The organism is Sphingomonas sp. Leaf62, assembly GCF_001421915.1.
GTDB lineage: Bacteria > Pseudomonadota > Alphaproteobacteria > Sphingomonadales > Sphingomonadaceae > Sphingomonas.
Genome location: NZ_LMLN01000009.1, coordinates 74,380 through 97,164, shown reverse-complemented (window position 1 = coordinate 97,164; position 22,785 = coordinate 74,380). Strand labels below are relative to the sequence as shown.

Sequence of the window (22,785 nt, the reverse complement as noted above, 5' to 3'; positions counted from 1 at the left end):
GACCGGACGGGGCCTGCGACGGCAGCGCAAGGGAGTGCGCCGAACCGGTTTAGTCCACTGCAACAAATCCGCAATGGTTCTTTTGGAGACTTGGGTACGTCCTACTGTCCAACAATTGGTCAACCCAGCGCTCGACCAGTGTCGTCAGGCGACGATATGCCGTGGCGTCATCGAAATCGGGGTCCGCGATACGGCGATGCATGATCCCCGCACCGATGGTCATGATCATCTCGGCGAGTTCGGCGCGCGACTCGGCCTGCTCCGGCCGGGGGGCCAGTCCGGTCAGCGATCGCAACAGCGCCTGCTTCACCCTGCGGTTGATGTCGTGCGCGATGGTTTTGATGCGGTCGTTGCGGGCGGCCTCCGCGATGATTTCGGGCATGAGTTGTCCCGACTCGATATCCCTGCCGCACTGCAAAAACATGTGGAGCCAATGACGGATCGCAGCGACGTCGCCGCTTTCGACCGCCTGCTCGATTTCCGCCTCGTGCAGAAAGGTGGCGAGGTCGCCCTCGACGATCGCGGCGACGATCGCTTCCTTGTCGGCAAAATCCCGATAGATCTGCCCGACTTTGATCCCGGAAACCGCCGCGATCTGCGCGACTCCGGTGCCGTGAAAGCCATGTTCGGCGAACAGCGTCCGCGCCACTGTCACCAGTTTTTCGCGTCGGGCCGTGGCTTTGCTCGCCCGACATGCGACCCCGCACTGCAACAAATTCACGTCAGATTCACCTGTAAGCCCTTGCCAGTTTCCGCCGGGCGGCGTACGCGCAGCCAATGTGTGAGTGATCGATCACTCACGTTTAGCACATCCGTCGAGGACGTTCATGAAAAATCGCATGGCCCCACTGGCACTGGCGCTCATTCTTTCGGCCTGTGGCGGGGGGGGCGGCGAGTCGCAACCGCAAAAGGGCGCGCCACAAGGTCCGCCACAGGTCGGCTTCGTGACCGTTCAGGCACAGCCGGTGACGCTGACCACCCAGCTGCCCGGTCGCACGGCGGCGTATGAGACGTCGGAGGTCCGGCCACAGGTCAACGGCCTGATCCTCGCCCGCCTGTTTCAGGAAGGCGACACCGTCCGACGGGGTCAGCCGCTCTATCGCATCGACCCGGCGCCCTATCAGGCAGCGGTGGCGAGCGCACGGGCCGCATTGTCGCGGGCGCAGGCATCGATCGCCTCCACGCGCAATCTGGCCCGCCGCTATGGCGAACTGGTCAAGATCAACGCGATCAGCCGGCAGGAATATGAGAATGCGGTGACCGGCGCGCAGCAGGCGCAGGCGGACATCGCCGCGCAGCAGGCCGCGTTGCGCCAGGCGCAGATCGACCTGTCGCGCACCACGATCACCGCGCCGATTTCGGGCCGGATCGGCCGGTCGGTGTCCACCACCGGCGCGCTGGTGTCGGCGGCGCAGACCGAGGCGCTGACCACGATCCAGCGGCTCGACCCGATTTATGTCGATATCCAGCAGTCGAGCGCCGACCTGTTGAAGCTGCGCCAGCAGATCATGGACGGCGACCTGTCGCGCGGGAGCGGGGCAGCGCGGGTCCGGCTGAAGCTGGAGGATGGCAGCACCTATCCGATTGAGGGGACGCTGAAGTTCACCGACGTGACCGTCGACCCGGCCACGGGGACGCAGGCGATCCGGGCGGTCTTCGCCAATCCGCGCGGTCTGCTGCTGCCGGGCATGTATGTCCGCGCCGAACTGGCGCAGGGGACCAAGGCGAACGGGATACTGGTGCCGCAGCGGGCGGTTACTCGCGATCCCAAGGGCAGCGCGACGGTGCTGGTCATCGGCGCCGACGGCAAGCTCGCCCCGCGTCCGCTGACCACCGACCGTACCATCGGCGATGCATGGCTGGTGACCGGCGGATTGCAGCCCGGCGACAAGGTGGTCGTCGAAGGCGCGCAGATGTTGCAGCCCGGCACCCCGGTCAAGGGCTATCCATGGACTCCGCAGACCGCCGGCGCGGCACCGCAGGGCGCTGCCCCCGGTGCTGCGGGCGGTCCGCAGGCACAGGCGAAGTAACCGCTGATGTCCCGTTATTTCATCGACCGACCCATCTTCGCATGGGTTATCGCCGTCGTCATGATGCTGGCCGGCGCGATCGCGATCCGCAGTCTGCCGATCGCGCAGTTCCCCGAAATCGCGCCGCCCGCGGTCGCGATCACCGCCACCTATCCGGGTGCCGATGCGGAAACACTCGAACGGACGACGACCCAGCTCATCGAGCAGCAGCTCAAGGGCATCGACAATCTGCGCTATTTCTCGTCCTCGTCCTCCTCGGCGGGGACGGTGTCGATCACGCTGACCTTCGAACAGGGCACCGATCCCGACATCGCGCAGGTGCAGGTCCAGAACAAGCTGCAGGCGGCGACCCCGCTTCTGCCGCAGGAAGTCCAGCGGCAGGGGATTCAGGTCACCAAGTCCGCCGCCAGCTTCCTGGTGGTCGTCGGCCTTGTGTCGACCGACGGATCGCACAGCAACAACGATCTGTCCGACATGGTCGTCTCGCAGTTTCAGGACCCGATCAGCCGCGTATCCGGCGTCGGCGAGTTGCAGGTGTTCGGCGCGCAATATGCGATGCGCATCTGGGTCGATCCGCTGAAGCTGAACAGCTACCAGTTGACGATCGGCGATGTCACGGCGGCGGTCCAGGCACAGAACGCGCAGGTTTCCGCCGGGCAGATCGGCGCGTTGCCGGCGCCCAAGGAGCAGATGCTGAACGCCACGGTCAGCGTCCAGTCGCGCCTGCAAACCCCCGAACAATTCGCCAATATCCGTCTGAAGACCAATGCCACCGGCGCGGTCGTCCGGCTGGGTGACGTCGCGCGGGTCGAGATCGGGGCCGAGAATTACGGCTTCGACGTGCAATATAACGGCAAGCCGGCATCGGGCTTCGGCGTCCGGCTGGCGGCGGGTGCCAACGCACTCGATACCGTCGAGCTGGTCAAGGCGCGCGCGCAGGAAATCGGCCGGACGCTGCCGAGCGACGTCAAGGTCATCTATCCGTACGATACGACGCCGTTTGTCCGCCTGTCGGTCGAACAGGTCATCCACACGCTGATCGAGGCGGTGGTGCTCGTCTTCCTCGTGATGTTCCTGTTCCTGCAGAACTGGCGGGCGACGATCATCCCGACCATCGCGGTGCCGGTGGTGCTGCTCGGCACCTTCGGGGTGATGGCGGTCGCGGGCTTTACCATCAACACATTGACGCTGTTCGGCATGGTGCTGGCGATCGGCCTGCTGGTCGATGACGCGATCGTCGTCGTGGAGAACGTGGAACGCCTGATCCAGACCGAGGGGCTGTCCCCGCGGGAAGCCGCGCGCAAGTCGATGGACGAGATCACCGGTGCGCTGGTCGGTATCGGCCTGGTCCTGTCGGCGGTGTTCCTGCCGATGGCGTTCTTCGGCGGGTCGACCGGCGTCATCTATCGCCAGTTCTCGATCACGATCGTATCGGCGATGGTGCTGTCGGTGGTGGTCGCGCTGATCCTGACACCCGCCTTGTGCGCGACGATCCTGAAGCCGCATGATCCGCACCAGCACGAACAGGGCAATGGCCTGCTGGCGCGTTTCTTCCGCTGGTTCAACGACCGGTTCGAACGCGGGCAGAACAAATATGAAGGCGGCGTCCGGCGCACCACGCGCAACTGGAAACGCTCGATGCTGGTCTATCTGCTGATTGTCGGCGGCATGGTGTTCGTGTTCACGCGCCTGCCCTCGGGCTTCCTGCCCGACGAGGATCAGGGCACGGTGCTGGCGCTGGTGCAGGGTCCGGCGGGTTCGACCAGCGGTCGTACCGAAAAGGGCCTGAACCTCGTGCGCGATCATTTCCTGAAACAGGAAAGCGCCAACGTCGCAGGTGTCTTCACGATCAACGGCTTCAGCTTCGCGGGGCAGGGGCAGAATGCCGGTCTGGTATTCGTCAACCTGAAGCCGTGGGACGAGCGCAGCGGGGCTGAGAACAAGGCGCAGTCGATCGTCGGTCGCGCCATGGGCACCTTTGCCGGGTATAAGGACGGGCTGATCTTCGCACTGGTTCCGCCGGCGGTACAGGAACTGGGCAACGCTACCGGGTTCGACGTGCAGCTGGTCGATACCGGCGGCATCGGCCACGACCGGCTGCTGCAGGCGCGCAACATGATGCTCGGCATGGCCGCGCAGGATGGCCGCTTGGCACAGGTGCGTCCGCTCAGCCTCGACGATGCGCCGCAGCTGAAGGTCAATATCGACGAGGACAAGGCGCGCGCGCTGGGTCTCGACCTTGCCGACGTCAACTCGACGATCGCGACGGCATGGGGCGGCGGCTATATCAACGACTTCATCGACCGTGGTCGCGTGAAGCGCGTCTATATCCAGGCCGATACGCCCTATCGCTTAAGTCCGGAGGATATCGGCGACCTGTACGTGCGCAATGCGACCGGACAGATGGTGCCGTTCACCGCCTTCTCGACGCTCGAATGGGCCAATGCGCCGGTACAGCTGACCCGCTATAACGGGCAGTCGGCGATGCAGCTGCAGGGTTCGCCGGGGCCGGGCCTGAGCACCGGTGCGGCGATGGAGGCGATGGAGGAGATCCATGCCAAGCTGCCACCGGGCACCGCGCTCGAATGGACCGGCCTGTCGTTCGAGGAACGGCTTTCCGGGGGACAGGCACCGGCGCTGTACGGGTTGTCGCTGCTGATCGTGTTCCTGTGCCTTGCCGCGCTGTACGAAAGCTGGTCGGTGCCGATCTCGGTCCTGCTGGTCGTGCCGCTGGGCATTCTCGGTGCGCTGTTGGCGGCGTGGCTGACGGGGCTGAACAACGACATCTACCTTCAGGTGGGTCTCATCACCACGATCGGCGTGTCGGCGAAGAACGCGATCCTGATCGTCGAATTCGCCGAAGAGCGGATGGCCGACGGGATGAACCCGATCGACGCGGCGGCGGAGGCGGCACGGCTGCGCCTGCGGCCGATCCTGATGACCTCGCTCGCCTTCGTCTTCGGCGTGCTGCCGCTGGCGCTGTCGACCGGCGCGGGTGCCGGCGGACAGAATGCGATCGGCCGCGCGGTGGTCGGCGGCATGTTGTCGGCGACGATCCTCGCCATCTTCTTTGTGCCGATGTTCTTCGTCGTCGTCCTGCGCCTGTTCGGCCATGGCGGTGACAAGGGCACCCCGTCCGCCAACCGGGACGTCGAACCCGATGGCGGCAACCGGTCCTCCGATGGCGGCGAACCTGCGCCGCAGGGGGCATGACCATGAGCAACCATGTGATGACGCTGCGTAGCCTGATCCTCCTTGCCGCCACCACTGCGCTGGCGGGATGCAACCTCGCGCCGGGCAATGTCCGGCCGGAGGGGGCGATCCCGCTGACCCTGCCGCAGGGCGGGGCGTATCCGCCGCTGGGGGCCGAACAGGCAGACGTGACCGCGATCGCCTATCGCGATTTCTTCACCGATCCGCGGTTGCAGGCGGTGATCGCCACCGCGCTCGACAATAACCGCGATTATCGCGTCACGACCGCCAACGTACTGGTCGCCCGAGCGCAATATCGCGTGACCCGCGCCAGTCAGGTGCCGGCGACCGGCGTCAATGGCGGCGTCACCTATACCAACAACCCGTTCGGTGCGCTGGGCGGGGCAGGGGGTGCCACCGGCGGAACTGGAACCGGGACCGGCGGTACGGGTGGAACCGGCGGCGGTGGTACGGGTGCCGGCGTCGGCGGCGTGCCGGCGCAGACGAGCAACCTCGAAATCTATCAGGCGTCGGTCGGCTTTTCGGCGTTCGAACTCGACCTGTTCGGCCGGATCCGCAACCTGAGCCAGGCCGCGTTGCAGGAATATTTCGCGACCGAGGAAGCACAGCGGGCGGCGCGCATTGCGCTGGTCGGCGAAGTGGCGACGGCTTGGCTGACGATGGCGGCCGATCAGGATCAGTTGCGGCTGTCGCGCGAAACGCTGAACAGTTTCGGGCGGACGCTCGAACTGACGCGTGCGCAGTTTCGCGTCGGCGTCATCTCCGAACTGGAGGTGCAGCAGGCCGAAACCACGTACCAGCAGGCGCGCAACGATATCGCGGCGCTGACCGCACAGATCGCGCAGGACCAGAACGCGATCAACCTGCTCGCCGGCACGACCATCCCCCTCGAACAGCTGCCGACCGAACTGGGCGACCGCGATCCGGTGCTGACCGATCTGCCGACCGGCGTGTCGTCGGCGGTGCTGTTGCGGCGACCCGATGTGTTGCAGGCCGAACGGCGCCTCTATGCGGCCAACGCCAATATCGGCGCGGCGCGTGCGGCGCTGTTCCCGACCATCTCGTTGACGGCGACGCTGGGCACCATCAGCACCGCGCTGGGCGGGCTGTTCGGTGCGGGAACGCAGAACTTCTCGATCTCGCCGGCCGCCTCGCTGCCGCTGTTCGACGGCGGGCAGCGGCGCGGCAATGTCGAGGTTGCGCGGGGCCAACAGCTGGCGGCGGTCGCCACCTATGAAGGAACGCTCCAGACCGCGTTTCGCGAGGTTGCGGATGCATTGGCGACGCGCGGCACGATCGGCGAGCAATTGTCGGCCCAGACCGCGCGGGCACGGGCGGCGGCGACCGCCGAGCGCCTGTCCGATGCGCGTTATCGGGCAGGAATCGATTCGTTCCTCAACACGCTCGATGCGCAGCGGACCAGCTATGCCGCGCGGCAGACGCTGGTGCAGACGCGCCTCGCCCAGGCGACCAATCTGGTGACCCTGTATCGGACACTGGGCGGTGGGCTGAACTAGGCCCGCCCGCTTGCATCATCGCCCGATCGGCATATGCTCTCCGGCATAACATAAAGGAGAGGAACGATGAATCCGATCGAACCGGGCGATGCTGCCGGCGAAAAGAGCATGGTGATCCTGCAAAGCCTGCTTTGCCTGCTGCGCGAGAAGAACCTGCTGTCGCGCGCCGATATCGAGGAACTGGCGGCCAAGGTCGCGAGTCGCGCGGCCGAGCACGACCGCGACCCGCTGCCGTGTCAGTCCGACGCGGTGGTTGCGGCTGCGAGCGAGATGAATCGGCTGGGCGCGTATATCGGCGGGCGCTATGGCGGAAAGCATCGCCGGATGTGATCCGGCGGATGCCATTGTAATCACTACGTCAGAATTTGCAGCGACAGGCATCCCTCGTAGCCGCCAAGCGTTTTAGCGAGGTCCGGTTGCACCGGGCGAGTGTAATAAGCGGGCGGCAAACGCCCTTGAGAGGTTGTCGTGTCTTTGATCGGACCGGACGAAATGTCCTACTTTGTACGCCGTGCGGAACAGCAGTTGGAATTGGCGCAGCAGGCCGACCATGAGCAGGTTGTGCATGCGCATTACGAACTCGCCAACCTCTACCTCGAAAAAGCCTATGCCGATGCTGCTGCCGTCGTGGAGGTCGCTGCGCAGGCGGCCTGAACGGTCGTTGATGGTCGTGTTGTTGGCCGACGGTTGCAGTGGACTGGGCGGCGGCGACCCGGTCTGCCCTGAAGCGTGGGCACTGCTTGATATGTGGTCCGCTTTGACGGCTTGGTGAAGGTTGCTCGGCCTGCGATCGCGCACGAATCATGCTGCAAACACCGTAACCATTCCGAACACGCGGTGCCTGCCGCAAATTGGGAGCAGCGTCAGGAACGAGGCGCGGCAGGCTCCCGAGCGAGTGAATTTTACGAAAGTCTCGCGTTCCACCGCCTCCATGCCGACGCCGCAATCCCGGTATCGGCCATGGGCATGGCCGATACCAAAACCTCACTGACCTTGCTGGTTCGACATCGCATCGTCGACCGGGGCATCCGCGGCGTCGTCCGCCGCCTTTTCCTCGCCCCGCGTGGAGCGGGACGTCATGCCCGTCGCCGATGCGTCGTCGAGCACCTGCTGATCGGGCTCGATCGGCGGGGGTGGGGGGAGTTCCTCAGCCGGTGCGACCGCGCTCAGATTCTCCATCTTCGGCGGCGCGACTTCGTAGTTTTCTTCCGGCAGGGGCGTCGGGGGCGGCGCTTCCTCATCGAATGCGCTGTTTTCGATCGGTGCCTCGTCGACATTGTCGTTCGAACAGGCCGCCAGCCCCGCCGTCAGCAACAGGCCGCTGCCTGCCAGCAGCATCGCACGCCATCCGCTCTTCATCGCCATCCCCTTATCGTGCCGCCAACTGGCTGGCTTCGGCGCGGGCGGCGATCTTGTTCGCCAGCACGCCGTCCCATTTATACGGATCCTCGCGGAAGCTCATCGTGCCGTTGGGCGTCGCGAACGCGGTCCAATACAGCAGATAGACCTTTACGGGGTCGGCAACGCGCGCGCGTACCGTCTTGCCCGACGCCAGCGTCGTATCGATTTGCCCGGCCGACCAGTCGGGGGTGGTCCGCAACAACAGCCGCGCCAGATCCTCAGGCTTTTCCAGCCGGACGCAGCCATGGCTGGCCAGCCGGTCGAAATTGGCGAAGCCCGACTGGGCCGGCGTGTCGTGCAGATACACCGCGAACGGATTGTCGAAATCGAACTTGAACCGGCCCAGCGCGCTCCGCTCCGACGCCTGTTGCAGGCGACGCCCGCCGCCTTCGGTTTCGATGACGCGGAACCCGTTGCGCTTCAGATAGCCGGGATTGGCGCGTTCCTTCGGCCACAATTCCTTGTCGGCGATCGACGATGGCACGTTCCATGGCGGATTGAGCACGATCGAATGGATCGTCGAGGTCAGCATCGGCGTCTCGTCGCCCGGTCGCCCGGTTACCGCCTTCATCGACGTCACCGGCTGATCGCCGTCGAACACTGTCAGCACCGCCGCGGCGATGTTGACCTGAATGCGGTTCTTTTCCAGCTCGGTCGGCAGCCAGCGCCACCGTTCCATATTTGCCTTGATCTGCTTGATCCGCTCCCCGACGGGGACGTTCAGCGAAGCGATGGTCTGCGCACCGACCTGTCCGGCAGGGTTCAGGCCGTAGCGGCGCTGCGCCCGGCGGACGGCGTCGAGCAGCGCCGGATCGAAGCTGTCGCCGCTGGCCGACAATTCGGAATCCTCGACTGCCAACCGCTTGCGCAGCGCCGCGACCTGCGGACCACGTCCGCCCATGCGCAGGTCGGAACCGGCGGCGACGATCGGCCAGCCGCCATTCGCGGCGATCTTGCGATAGCGCGCAAGGCCCGCGACCAGCGTGTCATATCCGGCATAGGGCGGCGGCAGCGACGCGACCCACGCCGCCAGCCGGTCCTTCGCCACCGCATCGCGAAACGCGGGCAGCGGGTCATAGGATTGCGGGCGCATCGCCCAGTCCTTCTGGAAATCGGCGGTGTCGAGCCGACCGGCGCGTACCGCATGGGCATGGTCGAGCGCCGCCTGCACCAGCGCAGGTCCGCTCAGTGCACCCAGCAACGGCTCGCGGTCCTTCAGCCCCTGCGTCACCGCATCACGCGCGAGCAGCCGGGCAAGCTCGCTCTCCTGCGCGGCGGTCAGCGTCGGCAGCGGCAAGGGCGCAAGAATCGGTTGTACCATCGGCGCGGCCATCGGGACGGTCGGCACGACCGGCGGCGGCAGGACCTGCGCCGAAGCGACGTTCGCGAGCGTCAGGCCCGCGCCGGCGAACAGGGCACGCCGCAGCGCACGGGCGAAACATAGGCGGTGATCGGTAATCGCTTTCATCCCAGACTCTGTTGGTACGGTGGTCGTCCTATACGGATCCCAACCTTCCGCACGATGAACCGTTGCCCCTGGCGACCTGTTACCACAAGCGGGGAACGGTTTCGAACCCTCATGGGTCAGGAAAGATGCCGTTTGTCCAGTTTCCGGGCAAGCGTCCGGCGATGCATGCCCAGCCGGCGCGCCGCTTCGGAGATATTGAAGCCGGTATCGGCCAGCGTCTGGTGGATATGTTCCCATTCCAGCGTCTTGATCGAAGTCGGCGCGGCAGTCAGGTCGGCTTCGGGATTGCCGTCGACCTTGGCGAAGGCCGCCTCGATTTCGTCGGTATTCGCGGGCTTGGTCAGATAGTTGGTGGCCCCCAGCTTGATCGCCTCCACCGCCGTCGCGATGCTGGCAAATCCGGTCAGCACGACGATCCGCATGGTCGGGTCGATCGCCGACAGCGCGGAGACGCAGGCGAGGCCGGATGCGCCGCCCAGCCGCAGATCGACGACCGCATATTCGGGTTCGAAGCCGCGCGCGACATCGTCCAGCCGGTCGGGACCGCCGATCACCTCCACTGCATAGCCGCGCCGTTCGAACGAGCGACACAGCGTGCGGGCGAACGTCGCATCGTCCTCGACGATCAGCAGGCGACGGTCGGTCATTTCGTCTTCTCCAACGCCAGCGACTCGATCGGCAGGATCAGCGTTGTCTCCGCACCGCCGCTATCACGGTTCACCGCCTCGATCGTTCCGCCAAGCGGCCGCAGCACGTTTGTGGCGAGATACAAGCCAAGGCCGGCACCCTGCCGATCCTTGCTGGTATTATAGGGCTTGCCGAGGCTGGAAAGAATACGGTCGGCGAAGCCGTTGCCGTCGTCGCGCACCGTCAGCCGCAGCATCGCGCCGTCGCGGAGCGCGACCAGCGCGATATTGCGGCCGCCGGCCTCGACCGCATTGTCGAGCAGGTTGGTCAGCGCCTGCGCCAGCGCACGATCGGCAACGATCGGCACGTCTGGTCCCAGTCGGTCGTCGAACGCGGCGCGGGCGGGATCGGTGCCGCGCCAGCGGTCGAGCGTGGCGGTCAGGAAGGTGCGGAGCGTGGTTCGGGTCGGGGCCTCGCCCTTCACCTCACCCGCCGCGAACAGGATGCCCGACACGATCTCCTTGCAGCGCGCGACTTCGGATCGCATGTCGTCGACCTCGGCAGCGAAACGCGGGTCGCGGCGCACCGCCGGTTCGTTCTTCCAGTCGCCCAGCAGCACCGAGATCGACGATAGCGGCGTGCCCAGTTCATGTGCCGCGCCACTCGCCAACAGGCCCATGCGGACGATATGCTCCTCCTCGACCGCACGCTGGTGGAGTTGCGCGACCTTGGTATCGCGGTTGCGCAGATTGGCGGCGATCCGCGTCACGAACGCGACCAGCAGCGTCGCCGCCAGCACGAAATTGATCCAGTTGCCGAGCAGGAACGCATCGGACAGGCTGCTGGCATAGGTCGGCGGCAGTTGCAGCGGACGGTGGAACGGTCCCATCAGCGCAAAGGCGACGCTGGTGATCGCGACCAGTGCCCAACTCGACCAGACGTTGAGCAGGATCGCGCCGATGACCACCTGCAACAGGTAGAGCGACACGAACGGGTTGCGTGCCCCGCCCGACAGATAGAGTTGTGCGGTCAGCGCGGCGACATCCAACATCAGTGCGGCGAACAGCGGCAGGTTCGTGTCGCTCCACCGCGACCGGCGTGCGAGGGTCAGCAGGTTGAGCAGCACCAGTGCCGCGAGAACGCCCGCCATCGGCACCAGCGGCAGATGGATGCCCAGCAACCCGTCGACGACGAGGATCGTCGCCAACTGCCCACCGACCGCCAGCCAGCGCAGCTGAACCAGCAGCAGCATGTTGCGTCCGACACCTTCGGCGGGCGGCACATAGGGAGTCGGGGCGGCGGCGGGCTGCATCGGGCGCATGTTACGCCCGTTTGTTCGGCCGCGCGACAAACCACGTCATGCCCGCCAGCAGTGCGGCAAGGCCGAACCATGTCAGCGCATAGACCAGATGGCTGTTGCGGAAATTGACCACCGTCAGGCCGCCGCGCGGCCAAGGCGCGCCCGGTGTCGCGGCGGCATCGATGAAATAGGGAGCGACGCCGGACAGGCCGCGTCTGGTCGCGATCGCGGCGACGTCGCGCGAATGCCATCGGTCGGTGGCGGGATCGTTGCTGCGCAGGAAGCCGCCGCCCGGTTCGGTGACGCGCAACAATCCCGTGACGGTGACGGTGCCCGCCGGTGGCGGAACCTTGCCGCGCTGATCTGGCGGCACGAAGCCGCGGTTGATCAGAACGGTGAAGTGCCCGGTATCGAGCGGGGTCAGGACCCAGAAGCCGCCGCCGAGCGCGGTCGCGGCCTGCGTATAGGTATCGGCTTTGGCACGATAGCGACCGGTAACGGTGATCGGTCGGTACATATCGTCGGTGCCGATCGTGCCCCATGCCGACGGCGGCGGGGCAGGGATGGGGGGGGAGCGCAGCATCGCTTCGGTTCGCTGGATCAGGTCCAGTTTCCACGTCCGACGCTGCAACTGCCACACCCCCAGCGCGAGGAGGCTGGCGATGACGCATCCGATCAGGGTTCCGATCAGGATGCGCCGCATGCCCCCCGGCCGGGTCACATCCCGCTCATTTCCCCGGACATCTGCGGCATCATGTTCAGGTTCATGTGGTACATCACCCACAACGACCCCGACAGCACGATGACGACGAGGATGGCGGTGAAGATCAGCGCCATCAGCGTCCAGCCATTCTCCGACTTCGTGTTCATGTGCAGGAAGTAGATCATGTGCACGACGATCTGCACGATCGCACTGATCATGACGATGCCGGCGGTGATCCGGGTATCGGCGAAGGCGTTGGTCATGACGAGCGCGAAGGGGATCGCAGTCAGCACCACCGACAGCAGGAAACCGGTGATATATTCGCGGCGCGAGCCGTGGGCGGGCGCATCGCCATGGCCGCCATGACCATGCGCGTCGTGATGAGCGTGGCCGGCCATTACAGCACTCCCAGCAGATAGACGAAGGTGAAGACGCCGATCCAGACGACGTCGAGGAAGTGCCAGAACAGCGACAGGCACATCAGGCGGCGCATATTGGCGGCCCCCAGCCCGAACTTGGCGACCTGCACCATCAGCGTCACCAGCCAGACGATGCCGAAGGTGACGTGCAGGCCGTGCGTGCCGACCAGCGTGAAGAAGCTGGACAGGAACGCGCTGCGCTGCGGACCGGCGCCTTCGTGGATCAAGTGGCTGAACTCGTAGAGTTCGATGCCGAGGAAGCACAGTCCGAACACGCCGGTGATGGCAAGCCAGCGCAGCGTCGCTGTCTTCTTGCCCTCTTCGGCGGCGATCATCGCGAAGCCATAGGTGATCGACGAGAACAGCAGCATCGCGGTGTTGAGCGCGACGAGCGGCAGGTCGAACAGCTCCTTGGCGTCCGGGCCACCCGCGGTGCTGCCCGAATAGACGCCATAGGAGGCGAAGAGCATGGCGAAGATGAGACAATCGCTCATCAGGTAGAGCCAGAAGCCGAGCATCGTGCTCGACCCGGCTTCATGCTCATGCTCCTCCGCGAGGTGGAAGGCGCGTTCGGACGCGCCTGCGGGGACTTGAACCGACGAACCCATATTCCTTACGCCCCCGCGGCCTGGAGGTCGGCGGTACGCCGGCGCTCCGTCTCGATGACTTCCTCGACCGGAATGTGGAAGTCGCGCTTGTAGTTGAAGGTGTGGAAGATGGCGACGCCGATCACCGCGACGAACGACAGTGCCGCCAGCCACCAGATGTACCAGACCATCGCCAGACCGAAGACCGTCGACAGGCCCGCCAGCACGATGCCGGCCCAGGTGTTGCTCGGCATGTGGATCGGCTGGAAGCCGTCGGTCGGCCGGGCATATTTGTGGCTCTTCATGTCGTACCATGCGTCCATGTCGTGGACGACCGGCGTGAACGCGAAGTTATAGTCCGGTGGCGGCGACGAGGTCGCCCATTCGAGGCTGCGTCCGTTCCAAGGATCGCCGGTGAAGTCGCGCAGCTTGTCGCGGTTCATGATGCTGACGGCGATCTGGATCAGGAAGGCGGCGATGCCAACCGCGATGATCGCGGCACCCACGGCGGCGATGACGAACCAGATCTGCAGGCTCGGATCGTCGAAGTGGCGCAGGCGGCGGGTGATACCCATCAGGCCCAGCACATAGAGCGGGGTGAAGGCGACCCAGAAGCCGACGAACCAGCACCAGAAGCTGACCAGACCCCACTTCTTGTCGAGCTTGAAGCCGAACGCCTTGGGGAACCAGTAGTTGATGCCCGCGAACATCCCGAACACCACGCCGCCGATGATGACGTTGTGGAAGTGGGCGACGAGGAACAGCGAGTTGTGCAGCACGAAGTCGGCGGGCGGCACCGCGAGCAGAACGCCGGTCATGCCGCCGATGGTGAAGGTCAGCATGAAGGCGATCGCCCACAGCATCGGCAGTTCGTAGCGGATACGACCGCGATACATGGTGAACAGCCAATTGAAGATCTTCGCGCCCGTCGGGATCGAGATAATCATCGTGGTGATGCCGAAGAACGAGTTGACGCTCGCCCCCGATCCCATGGTGAAGAAGTGGTGCAGCCACACCAGATACGACAGGATGGTGATGACCAGCAGCGCGTAGACCATCGACGTATAGCCGAACAGCCGCTTGCCCGAGAAAGTCGACACGATTTCCGAGAACACGCCGAACGCCGGCAGGATCAGGATGTAGACTTCCGGGTGGCCCCAGATCCAGATCATGTTCACGTACATCATCGGGTTGCCGCCCAACGTGTTGGTGAAAAAGTTGGTGCCGACATAGCGGTCGAGCGACAGCAGCGCGAGCACGGCGGTCAGGACCGGGAAGGCGGCGACGATCAGGATGTTGGTGACCAGCGCCGACCAGGTAAAGATCGGCATCTTCATCAGGCCCATGCCCGGCGCGCGCATCTTGACGATGGTCGCGATCAGGTTGACGCCCGACAACAAGGTCCCGACGCCCGCCAGCTGGAGCGCCCAGATATAATAGTCGACGCCGACGTCCGGCGAGTAATCGAGGCCCGACAGCGGCGCGAACGCCAGCCAGCCGGTGCGGGCGAATTCGCCGACGAACAGGCTGGCCATGACGATCACGACACCCGAGGTGGTCATCCAGAAGCTGAAATTGTTCAGGAAGGGGAACGACACGTCGCGCGCGCCGATCTGGAGCGGGACGATGTAGTTCATCAGACCCGTCACCAGCGGCATCGCCACGAAGAAGATCATGATGACGCCGTGCGCGGTGAACACCTGATCATAGTGATGGGCGTTCAGAAACCCTTCGTTCTGGCCGAAGGCGATCGCCTGCTGGCTGCGCATCATGATCGCGTCGGCGAAACCGCGCAGCAGCATGACGATGCCGAGGATCATGTACATGATCCCGATCCGCTTGTGATCGACCGTCGTGAACCACTCTTTCCAGAGATAGCCCCACAGCTTGAAATAGGTCAGCGCGCCGAGCACCGCCGCGCCGCCGATGGCGACCGCCGCGAAGGTCATGACGATGATCGGTTCGTGGATCGGGAAGCTTTCGATCGTCAGGCGACCGAAGATCAGCTTGGTAAGGGTATCGGACATGATGTTTCTCAGCCTTGCGCCGAAGCGCGGCGGCCCGGGATCGCCAGCGGTGCGACGCGGGTCATGTTACGGTTGTTGGCGCTGCCCGGCTTGTTGCTGCCGGGCGCGGCCTTCGATCCTTCGGGCGCGTCGCCGCTGCTGTGCGGGCTGACGCCATAGTCGGACGGGGCTTTTTCGAGGGCGCCCTTGGTGTCCTCGCCCTGCGGCGGCAGACGATTGTTGGTCGGGCCGCCCAGCGCGCCGTCGTGACCGCCATGCTGCATGCTTTCGGTCATGCACGGCGTGCCGGGCTTCACGCACATCTGGACGATGCGGGTGAACAGGCCCTGCTCGACGCCGCCAAAGCCCATCGGCGCGACCTTCTCGCTCGGTCGTTCCAATACCAGATAGCGGCCGGTGTCGAGGCGGTTGGGCATTGCCTTCACGCCCGCCACGAAGCGGTCGAAGCCGGCCTGGTCGGTGCTGGTGGTCTTGAAGTTCATATAGGAGAAGCCGGCACCGCTATAATGCGCCGACATGCCGTCATAGGTTCCCGCCTTGTTCATCACCGCATGCAGTTTCGTCTCCATGCCGGGCATCGTGTAGATCATGCCCGCCATCGCAGGGACGTAGAAGGTGTTCATCACCGATGACGACGACAGGCGGAACCGCACCTGTCGGTCGACCGGCAGGACCAGCCGGTTGACGGTCGCAATGCCCTGTTCGGGATAGATAAACAGCCACTTCCAGTCGAGCGAGACGACCTGGATCTCCAGTGGCTGCTGATCTTCCGGTACCGGCTTGCCGGCGGAAATCTGGCCGATCGGCCGATACGGATCGAGCAGGTGGGTGCTGATCCACGTCAGTGCGCCGAGCGCGATGACGATCAGCAGCGGCCCCGACCAGATAATCAGCTCCAGACCGGTCGAATGGTCCCAATCGGGTTTGTACGTCGCCTTTTCATTGGTCGCGCGATATTTCCACGCGAACCAGACGGTCAATGCCATCACCGGAATGATGATCAGCAGCATCAGCCCCACCGATATCATCAGGACGTCGGCTTGCTGTCGCGCGACGTCGCCGGCGGGATTGAGCACGACCATGTTGCAGCCGCCGACCAGCGGCAGGGCCGCGAGGGGCAGGAGCGAGCGCAGTGGCCGATGCCACGGAATCGAGCGGGGCAGGATCATGGGGGCGACCTATGCCGAGCGATGCTGCACTGCGATAGGACATTTTGTCCTATCCCCGCGTTTGGTGCATTGCGATAACGGGCGAGCAGTCAGTCTTACCGCGCCTTCGTCCGCGCAACGTTTGGAGTCCCTATGGCCGAGGCCTTCGTCCATTCCCAAGAAATCGAGGCCGATGCCCGGGCCGTCAACGCATCCCCGAACGGCGAGGCGCAGATCAGCGTCCAGTCCGAAGAGATCGCGATCGGCGTCATCATCGGGCGCACGTCGGAATTTTTCGACTTCTTCGTGTATGCGATCGCATCGGTCATCGTGTTCCCGCAGCTGGTATTTCCGTTCGTCGATCGGCTGACCGGCACGTTGTATTCGTTCGCGCTGTTCCCGCTGGCGTTTTTTGCCCGTCCGCTCGGCACGCTGTTGTTCATGTGGGTCGACCGCCGGCATGGTCGCGGCACGAAGCTGACGATGGCGCTGTTCCTGCTCGGCACCGCGACGGTGGCGATGGGCTTCCTGCCCGGCTATGCCGCGGTCGGCGTGTGGTCGGCGATCCTGCTGTCGGCACTGCGTATCCTGCAGGGTATCGCGCTCGGCGGGGCATGGGACGGCCTTGCGTCGCTCCTCGCGCTCAACGTGCCGCAGGACCGGCGTGGCTGGTATGCGATGATCCCGCAGCTGGGCGCGCCGCTCGGCCTGATGGTCGCCAGCGCGCTGTTCGCGTTCTTCACCGCCTATATGAGCGCCGAGGATTTCATCAGCTGGGGCTGGCGCTATCCGTTCTTCGTCGCGTTCGCGCTGAACGTCGTCGCGCTGTTCGCCCGGCTGAGGATCGTCGTGACGCCGGAATATACCGCGCTGTTCGAGAATCGCGAACTGAAGGCGTCGCCGGTGCTGCCGACGGTCGGCCGCGAATGGAAGACGATCGTGATCGGCGCGCTGGTGCCGTTGGCCAGCTTTGCGCTGTTCCACATGGTCACCGTGTTTCCGCTGTCGTGGATCCTGCTGTTCACCGAACAGGAGATCGCGCGCTTCCTGTGGATCGAGACCGCCTGCGCCGTCTTCTTCATCTTCGCGATCATCATTTCCGGCGTGCTGGCCGACCATATCGGTCGCCGGACGCTGCTGGGCATCGGCGCGGTCGCGATCGCACTGTTCTCCGGACTGGCGCCGTTGCTGCTGAACGGTGGCGATGCCGGCGAAATTGCCTTCATGATCACCGGCTTCATCCTGCTGGGCCTGTCGTTCGGCCAGTCTTCGGGCACGGTCGCGGCGAACTTCGCCAAGGATTCGCGCTACACCGGTGCGGCGCTGACCTCGGACCTTGCGTGGTTGTTCGGTGCCGGCTTCGCGCCGCTGGTCGCGCTGGCGCTGGCCGACAAGCTGGGGCTGATCGCGTCGGGCCTGTACCTGTTGTCGGGTGCGGTGGGTACGCTGGCGGCGCTGGCGCTGAACAAGGAACTGGCGCGCAGGCTCGACTGACCGCCATGCTGCGCTGGATGGTGGCGGCGCTTGCGCTGGTGGCGGGACATCCCGTCGCGGCGCAGGATGCCGCCACGATCGTTTCGCGCGAGGCGGCGTTGGCGCAGGATGCCGCCGAGGTCGCGCGTCTTCGTGGCATCGACCCGGCGGCCGCACTGATCCTGCTGCGCAAGCAGGTCGCCAGCATCGCCGCGACCGACTGGATCGAAGGCCGCTATCGCGATCGGCTCACCGGCGTCGCGATCGAGCCGGATGGCGCGGTATCGGTGCTGCTGACCGGCAATCGACCGGTCGCGGATGGCGAGGTCCGGGCGGGCGATCTGGTCGTTCCGGTCCGCTTCCGGATCGGGGCGAAATCGACCCGGGTGGAGCTGCTCGACGCCCTCAACAAGCATCAGGCGGCGATCCGTGCGATGCTGACGCGCCCGCCGGCGATCGGCGTCGATGCCCGGCAGGGAGCGTTGCTGATCCAGATCGGGGCAGCCGATGCTGCCGGCGATGTCGCGGCACTGCGGCGTCGGATCGTTGAGATGACCGGCGTGCCGATCCGGATCGCGACGACCGGGCGGCCCAACCTCGACCTTGCCGGGGAAGTCATCGGTGGCTCGCGGCTGATCGGGCCGGACCCGGTCACCGGTCGCCGCTATTATTGCACGACCGGCTTCGTCGTCACCGACGGCACGCAGACCGGCATCGTCACCGCCGCGCATTGCCCCGATCAGCTCGACCATATCGGCCCCGACCGATCAATCACGCCGACGACGTTCGTCGGACAATGGGGCTGGGGCTTTCACGACGTACAGGTCAACGCGACGCCGCAGGCGGCCCGCCCGCTGTTCTTTGCCGACGCGGCCCGGACGCAGATCCGGACGGTCGAGGGACAGCGCAGTCGTACCGCCACGCGGGTCGGCGATATCGTGTGCCACCGGGGCGAGAATAGCGGCTATAGCTGTGCCGAGGTGATGATGGTCGATTTCGCGCCATCGGGCGATCTGTGCGGTGGGCCGTGCCTGCCGACCTGGGTCGCCGTTGCCGGGCCGGGATGTCGTGGTGGCGACAGCGGGGGGCCGGTGTTTCTGGGTGGCATCGCGATCGGGCTGTTGAAGGGCGCGAGCTATCGGCCCGACCGGTCGTGCGTGTTCTATTATTATATGTCGCTCGACTATCTGCCCGAGGGCTGGCGGTTGCTGGTTGCGCCGCCGATCGTGCCGCCGAACTGACTTCACATCGTGTCCGCCGCTCCCCACGTCGGGGTGGATGACCGCTGCCATTCCCGCCGCCACGCTGATCGTCCTTCGCGACCGATTCGATGGCCCGCCCGATATCCTGATGGTCGAACGCGCGGCGACGATGGCGTTTGCCGGCGGGGCACTGGTGTTTCCCGGTGGCCGGATCGACGCTGGTGACCATGCGTTGGCACTGGCGATGGGGCATGGCGATCTGGCACCGCGACTGGCCGCGATCCGCGAAACGATCGAGGAGGCAGGGATCGCGATCGGTATCGTCGGCGATGTCGAGTCGATGCGGGTCGCGCTGGCGGAAGGTGCCGCGATTGCCGACCTGGGGCCGGTCGATCCGACCCTGCTGGTGCCCTATGCGCGGTGGCGGCCGACGCACGTACCGGTTCGGGTGTTCGACACGCATTTCTTTCTGGCGCGCTTGCCGGACCATGCCCCGGACGCGCGCGTCGATGCGACCGAGAATAGCCGCGTGCTGTGGACGACGGCGGCGGCTGCCCTGGCGGCGGCGGACAGGGGAGAGGCGACCCTGTTGTTTCCGACCCGGCGGGTGCTGGAGCGGCTGGCCGAACATGGCGATGTCGATGCGGCTTTCGCATCGGCGGCGCGCTGGCCGGTGCGGACCATTACGCCATGGGTCGAAACCCGTACCGATGGTGACTGGATCTGCATTCCCGATGATCTCGGCTATCCGGTTACCGCCGAACGGGCATCGCGCGCGGTGCGGGGGTGAAGGCGCTGTCGACAAGCATCCGTGCGCTGGTGTGGTTCGCGATCCTCGCCGCGATCGCCTTCGCCCTATACGCCTTTGCGCGCAGCCGGCCGCAGGACGTGCCATGGACGCCGCTCGATCTGTCGCAACCGATCGGCATGTTCACGCGCGGCAAGATCGGCGAACTGCGCGGCGACTTTGCCGGCTGTCGGGCGCTGCTCGATGCGGCGGGGGTCCGCTATACCGCGCTGCCGCCACGCGAGGGATCGGCACAATGTGGCTATGACGATGCCGTGCGGATGCGCGGCGGCGGATCGCGCACCATCGCCATCACGCCCGATGTCGGTGTCTCGTGCCGGGTGGCGACCGCCATGGCGCTATGGGAGTGGCAAGTCGTGCAGCCGGCCGCCCAGAAGCATTTCGGATCGCCGGTCGCCCGGACCCAGAATTTCGGCAGCTATAATTGCCGCCGGCTCTATGGCCGCGACACCGGCGCGTTCAGCGAGCATGCGACGGCGAATGCGCTGGATATCGCCGCCTTCGTGCTGGACGATGGTCGTCGGATCAGTGTCGTCGGCGACTGGACGGCGGGGGAGGGGCGCGACGACGCGGCGAAGGCGGCGTTCCTGCGGGAGGTTCGCGACGGGGCGTGCGGCGTGTTCTCGACGGTGCTGTCCCCCGATTACAACGCCGCCCATCGCGACCATTTCCACTTCGATCAGGCGGCACGCGGGTTCGGCGGCGCGTGCCGCTGAACCCGCCGGTTGATCAGTGCATCGGCGCGCCGGCTTCGACCTTTTCGACCCATGCCGGATAGAATGCGGGCGGCCGAAGCGACCAGCCCGATGCGGTCGCCGCCGCTTCGCTGAGCGACTGCAACAGCTTGCGCCGTAGTTCGGGATGCAGATGCGGCAGCGCCGCCGATGCGCAGAACGCGGCGGGCAGCCACGGCCGCGCCTCGGCACCGACCAGCCGTTCGTACAGGAAGCGATAGGCGCCGAACGTCGTCAGCCGCCCCTGACCCAGATCGAAGGCGGTGACCATCAGCAGTGGCGTCATGAACGGCTCGGTCGCATCGAGGCCGCTGTCTTCGGGGATGCAGGCACGGATATCGGGCAGGCGGTCGTAGATGCGGGCCTGGGCGCGGATGCTGGCGGCCTCCACGACGTCGCGCGACCAGCGCCGCATCGCGTCGTCGCGGTCGAGACCGATGTCGAGCGAGCGACGGATGTACCGCTGCGTCGCCGACGAAAACGTCGCGAATTCCTTCATTTCGGCCAGCGTCATCGCCCCTTCGGCTGGTCTGCGTGCAATCGCCATCATCAACTCCCCGCCCAAATAGCCAACGACCGGATGTTACGCGGAAACGGTTAACAGCTTACTGAACGAACATGTCGCAACCCGGCCGACGACACATCCGATCATGTCGGGTGCTGCATTGCAACATCCTTGTCATGCGGTTCGTCGCATCGACGCGAACCCGACGAAGCGTTGAAATGGTAAAGGGCGGAGCAGGAAAATGCCGTGCGGATCGGTTCATCTGCCAGTCATCGCCGCCGCAACACGCTTCGTCCGAATTGGTTCCCGATCGGCGGGGCATGGGGTTTCCGTGGCCATCAAACCCTGCTTCATGCCGCTCACGACATTCGTTGGGCCGTGGGGATCAGATGAATTTTGGTGCTTTGGCAGCGCGTTTTGCGCTGGTGGTTTCGTGCGCCCTGGCGATGGTGGCCCCGGCGCAGGCCCGGTTCTGGCAATGCGCTCCCTATGCCCGCGAAATCTCCGGCGTCGAAATCTTCGGCAACGCCCATACGTGGTGGGGTCAGGCCGCCGGCAAGTACGAACGCGGCCATGCCCCGAAGGAAGGCGCGGTCCTGTCGTTCGCAGCAACGTCGAAGATGCGCTTCGGTCATGTCGCCATGGTGTCGAAGGTCGTCAGCGACCGCGAAGTGTTGCTCACCCACGCCAACTGGTCGCAGCGCGGCGGCATCGAACGCGACGTCCGCGCTGTCGATGTATCAGCGGCGGGGGACTGGAGCGAAGTGAAGGTGTGGTTCGGTCCACTCGGCGGGCTCGGCACTTCTGCCTATCCTGCCAACGGCTTCATTTATGCCGGCCACGCACCTGTCCCCGCCGAATTCGCGGCGCCGATGGAAATCGCCGAGGTCGATCCGCCGGCCCCGACCGGTGGAGCGAGCATCCAGCCGCAGCACGCCAGGCAGGTCGTCGCCCTCAACGACTGATCGCTTCCACCGAACTTCCACGAACGGCCCGCCGTACCGACCGGTATTGCGGGCCGTTCGTCGTTTCAGGCCGGGCGGAAGGTCATCGCCACGCCGTTCATGCAATAGCGTTTGCCGGTCGGCCTGGGGCCGTCGTCGAACACATGGCCGAGATGTCCGCCGCAGCGTGCGCACCGCACTTCGGTCCGGGTCATCAGCATCGAGCGATCGGTCGCGGTCGCCACCGCGCCGTTCAGCGGTGCGTAGAAGCTGGGCCAGCCGGTCCCGCTTTCGAACTTGGTGGTCGACGCGAACAATGGATGGCCGCATCCGGCGCAGGCGAACTGTCCCTTGCGCTTTTCGCCGTTCAGCGGGCTGCTATAGGGGCGCTCGGTCCCATCCTGGCGCAACACATTATATTGTGCTGGCGTCAGACGGGCCTTCCACTGCGTATCGGTCAGCTTGAACGGAAAACCAGGTGCGGCGTCGCTCGTCTCGGGCGCGCAGCCGATCAGGGCGGCAAGTCCCGATAATCCGGTCAGTTCCAGCAGGCGGCGGCGATCGATCGACATGAAAATTCCTTTCGAAAGACCGATGTGGGTGGCCGCGCCGGAGCCGACAACGGCGCGTGTACGCTTCCCGACCGAACCGGCAGCAGCCGGGAATTTGCACGTCACGC

22 protein-coding genes are annotated in these 22,785 nt (G+C 65.5%); 10 read left to right on the top strand and 12 right to left on the bottom strand.

Features of this window, described 5'->3' with window-relative positions:
- Positions 1-49 precede the first annotated feature (49 nt).
- Positions 50-721, bottom strand: a complete 672-nt coding sequence (locus ASE91_RS06280) for a TetR/AcrR family transcriptional regulator (RefSeq protein WP_162233631.1) — start codon at positions 719-721, stop codon at positions 50-52.
- Positions 722-827: 106 nt separating this feature from the next.
- Between ASE91_RS06280 and ASE91_RS06275 the strand changes: the two genes are divergently transcribed.
- The 5 genes from ASE91_RS06275 to ASE91_RS20070 all read left to right on the top strand — a co-directional run bounded on the left by ASE91_RS06275 (position 828) and on the right by ASE91_RS20070 (position 7,414).
- A complete protein-coding gene (locus tag ASE91_RS06275; RefSeq protein ID WP_082453847.1) occupies positions 828-2,030 on the top strand; it encodes an efflux RND transporter periplasmic adaptor subunit in 1,203 nt (400 codons plus the stop codon).
- 6 nt (positions 2,031-2,036) lie between these two features.
- Positions 2,037-5,243: an efflux RND transporter permease subunit gene (locus tag ASE91_RS06270; RefSeq protein WP_056623913.1), complete on the top strand. Its 3,207-nt coding sequence runs from the start codon at positions 2,037-2,039 to the stop codon at positions 5,241-5,243.
- Between the two features lie 2 nt (positions 5,244-5,245).
- On the top strand, positions 5,246-6,760 hold the full coding sequence (locus tag ASE91_RS06265) for an efflux transporter outer membrane subunit (protein ID WP_235530353.1): 1,515 nt from the start codon (positions 5,246-5,248) through the stop codon (positions 6,758-6,760).
- Positions 6,761-6,826: 66 nt separating this feature from the next.
- Positions 6,827-7,090: a hypothetical protein gene (locus ASE91_RS06260; RefSeq protein WP_056394428.1), complete on the top strand. Its 264-nt coding sequence runs from the start codon at positions 6,827-6,829 to the stop codon at positions 7,088-7,090.
- Positions 7,091-7,252: 162 nt separating this feature from the next.
- On the top strand, positions 7,253-7,414 hold the full coding sequence (locus tag ASE91_RS20070; RefSeq protein ID WP_200911207.1) for a hypothetical protein: 162 nt from the start codon (positions 7,253-7,255) through the stop codon (positions 7,412-7,414).
- A 330-nt stretch (positions 7,415-7,744) separates the two neighbouring features.
- Here the strand turns inward: ASE91_RS20070 and ASE91_RS06255 are convergent, their stop codons facing one another.
- From ASE91_RS06255 to cyoA, 9 genes are all read right to left on the bottom strand, one after another.
- Entirely contained in the window at positions 7,745-8,119 is a 375-nt protein-coding gene (locus tag ASE91_RS06255; protein WP_200911206.1) for a hypothetical protein, read from the bottom strand.
- Positions 8,120-8,129: 10 nt separating this feature from the next.
- The gene (locus ASE91_RS06250; protein WP_082453846.1) at positions 8,130-9,629 is read right to left on the bottom strand and encodes a L,D-transpeptidase family protein; all 1,500 of its coding nucleotides are present in this window, start codon (positions 9,627-9,629) and stop codon (positions 8,130-8,132) included.
- A gap of 116 nt (positions 9,630-9,745) precedes the next feature.
- Positions 9,746-10,276, bottom strand: coding sequence for a response regulator transcription factor (locus tag ASE91_RS06245; protein ID WP_056394433.1), 531 nt, complete (start codon positions 10,274-10,276; stop codon positions 9,746-9,748).
- Positions 10,273-11,577 (bottom strand): ATP-binding protein, encoded by a 1,305-nt coding sequence (locus ASE91_RS06240; protein WP_327196764.1) that lies wholly within the window; start codon positions 11,575-11,577, stop codon positions 10,273-10,275. Before ASE91_RS06240 ends, ASE91_RS06245 begins: the two co-directional genes overlap by 4 nt.
- Before the next feature lies 1 nt (position 11,578).
- Complete coding sequence (locus ASE91_RS06235) at positions 11,579-12,277, bottom strand: SURF1 family protein (RefSeq protein WP_443024524.1); 699 nt, start codon at positions 12,275-12,277, stop codon at positions 11,579-11,581.
- Positions 12,274-12,657 (bottom strand): cytochrome o ubiquinol oxidase subunit IV, encoded by a 384-nt coding sequence (gene cyoD, locus ASE91_RS06230; RefSeq protein WP_055996234.1) that lies wholly within the window; start codon positions 12,655-12,657, stop codon positions 12,274-12,276. Before cyoD ends, ASE91_RS06235 begins: the two co-directional genes overlap by 4 nt.
- Positions 12,657-13,286, bottom strand: a complete 630-nt coding sequence (gene cyoC, locus ASE91_RS06225; protein WP_056623902.1) for a cytochrome o ubiquinol oxidase subunit III — start codon at positions 13,284-13,286, stop codon at positions 12,657-12,659. The genes cyoD and cyoC overlap by 1 nt, the downstream gene beginning before the upstream one ends.
- Before the next feature lie 5 nt (positions 13,287-13,291).
- On the bottom strand, positions 13,292-15,292 hold the full coding sequence (cyoB, locus tag ASE91_RS06220; protein WP_056623899.1) for a cytochrome o ubiquinol oxidase subunit I: 2,001 nt from the start codon (positions 15,290-15,292) through the stop codon (positions 13,292-13,294).
- Positions 15,293-15,300: 8 nt separating this feature from the next.
- Positions 15,301-16,461, bottom strand: a complete 1,161-nt coding sequence (gene cyoA / locus ASE91_RS06215; RefSeq protein ID WP_200911205.1) for a ubiquinol oxidase subunit II — start codon at positions 16,459-16,461, stop codon at positions 15,301-15,303.
- Positions 16,462-16,593: 132 nt separating this feature from the next.
- Between cyoA and ASE91_RS06210 the strand changes: the two genes are divergently transcribed.
- From ASE91_RS06210 to ASE91_RS06195, 4 genes are read left to right on the top strand one after another with little or no spacing between them, the layout of a single operon-like run.
- Positions 16,594-17,934: an MFS transporter gene (locus ASE91_RS06210; RefSeq protein ID WP_056623896.1), complete on the top strand. Its 1,341-nt coding sequence runs from the start codon at positions 16,594-16,596 to the stop codon at positions 17,932-17,934.
- A 5-nt stretch (positions 17,935-17,939) separates the two neighbouring features.
- Complete coding sequence (locus tag ASE91_RS06205; protein ID WP_082453845.1) at positions 17,940-19,154, top strand: hypothetical protein; 1,215 nt, start codon at positions 17,940-17,942, stop codon at positions 19,152-19,154.
- A gap of 37 nt (positions 19,155-19,191) precedes the next feature.
- On the top strand, positions 19,192-19,905 hold the full coding sequence (locus ASE91_RS06200) for an NUDIX hydrolase (protein WP_056623894.1): 714 nt from the start codon (positions 19,192-19,194) through the stop codon (positions 19,903-19,905).
- The gene (locus ASE91_RS06195; RefSeq protein ID WP_056623891.1) at positions 19,902-20,639 is read left to right on the top strand and encodes an extensin-like domain-containing protein; all 738 of its coding nucleotides are present in this window, start codon (positions 19,902-19,904) and stop codon (positions 20,637-20,639) included. The genes ASE91_RS06200 and ASE91_RS06195 overlap by 4 nt, the downstream gene beginning before the upstream one ends.
- 13 nt (positions 20,640-20,652) lie before the next feature.
- Here the strand turns inward: ASE91_RS06195 and ASE91_RS06190 are convergent, their stop codons facing one another.
- A complete protein-coding gene (locus ASE91_RS06190; protein WP_055997247.1) occupies positions 20,653-21,204 on the bottom strand; it encodes a hypothetical protein in 552 nt (183 codons plus the stop codon).
- Between the two features lie 347 nt (positions 21,205-21,551).
- Between ASE91_RS06190 and ASE91_RS06185 the strand changes: the two genes are divergently transcribed.
- Positions 21,552-22,127 carry a CHAP domain-containing protein gene (locus ASE91_RS06185; RefSeq protein ID WP_056623888.1) on the top strand — a complete coding sequence of 192 codons (576 nt, stop codon included), beginning with the start codon at positions 21,552-21,554 and terminating at the stop codon, positions 22,125-22,127.
- 65 nt (positions 22,128-22,192) lie between these two features.
- Here the strand turns inward: ASE91_RS06185 and msrB are convergent, their stop codons facing one another.
- On the bottom strand, positions 22,193-22,678 hold the full coding sequence (gene msrB, locus ASE91_RS06180; protein ID WP_056623885.1) for a peptide-methionine (R)-S-oxide reductase MsrB: 486 nt from the start codon (positions 22,676-22,678) through the stop codon (positions 22,193-22,195).
- Positions 22,679-22,785: the final 107 nt, after the last annotated feature.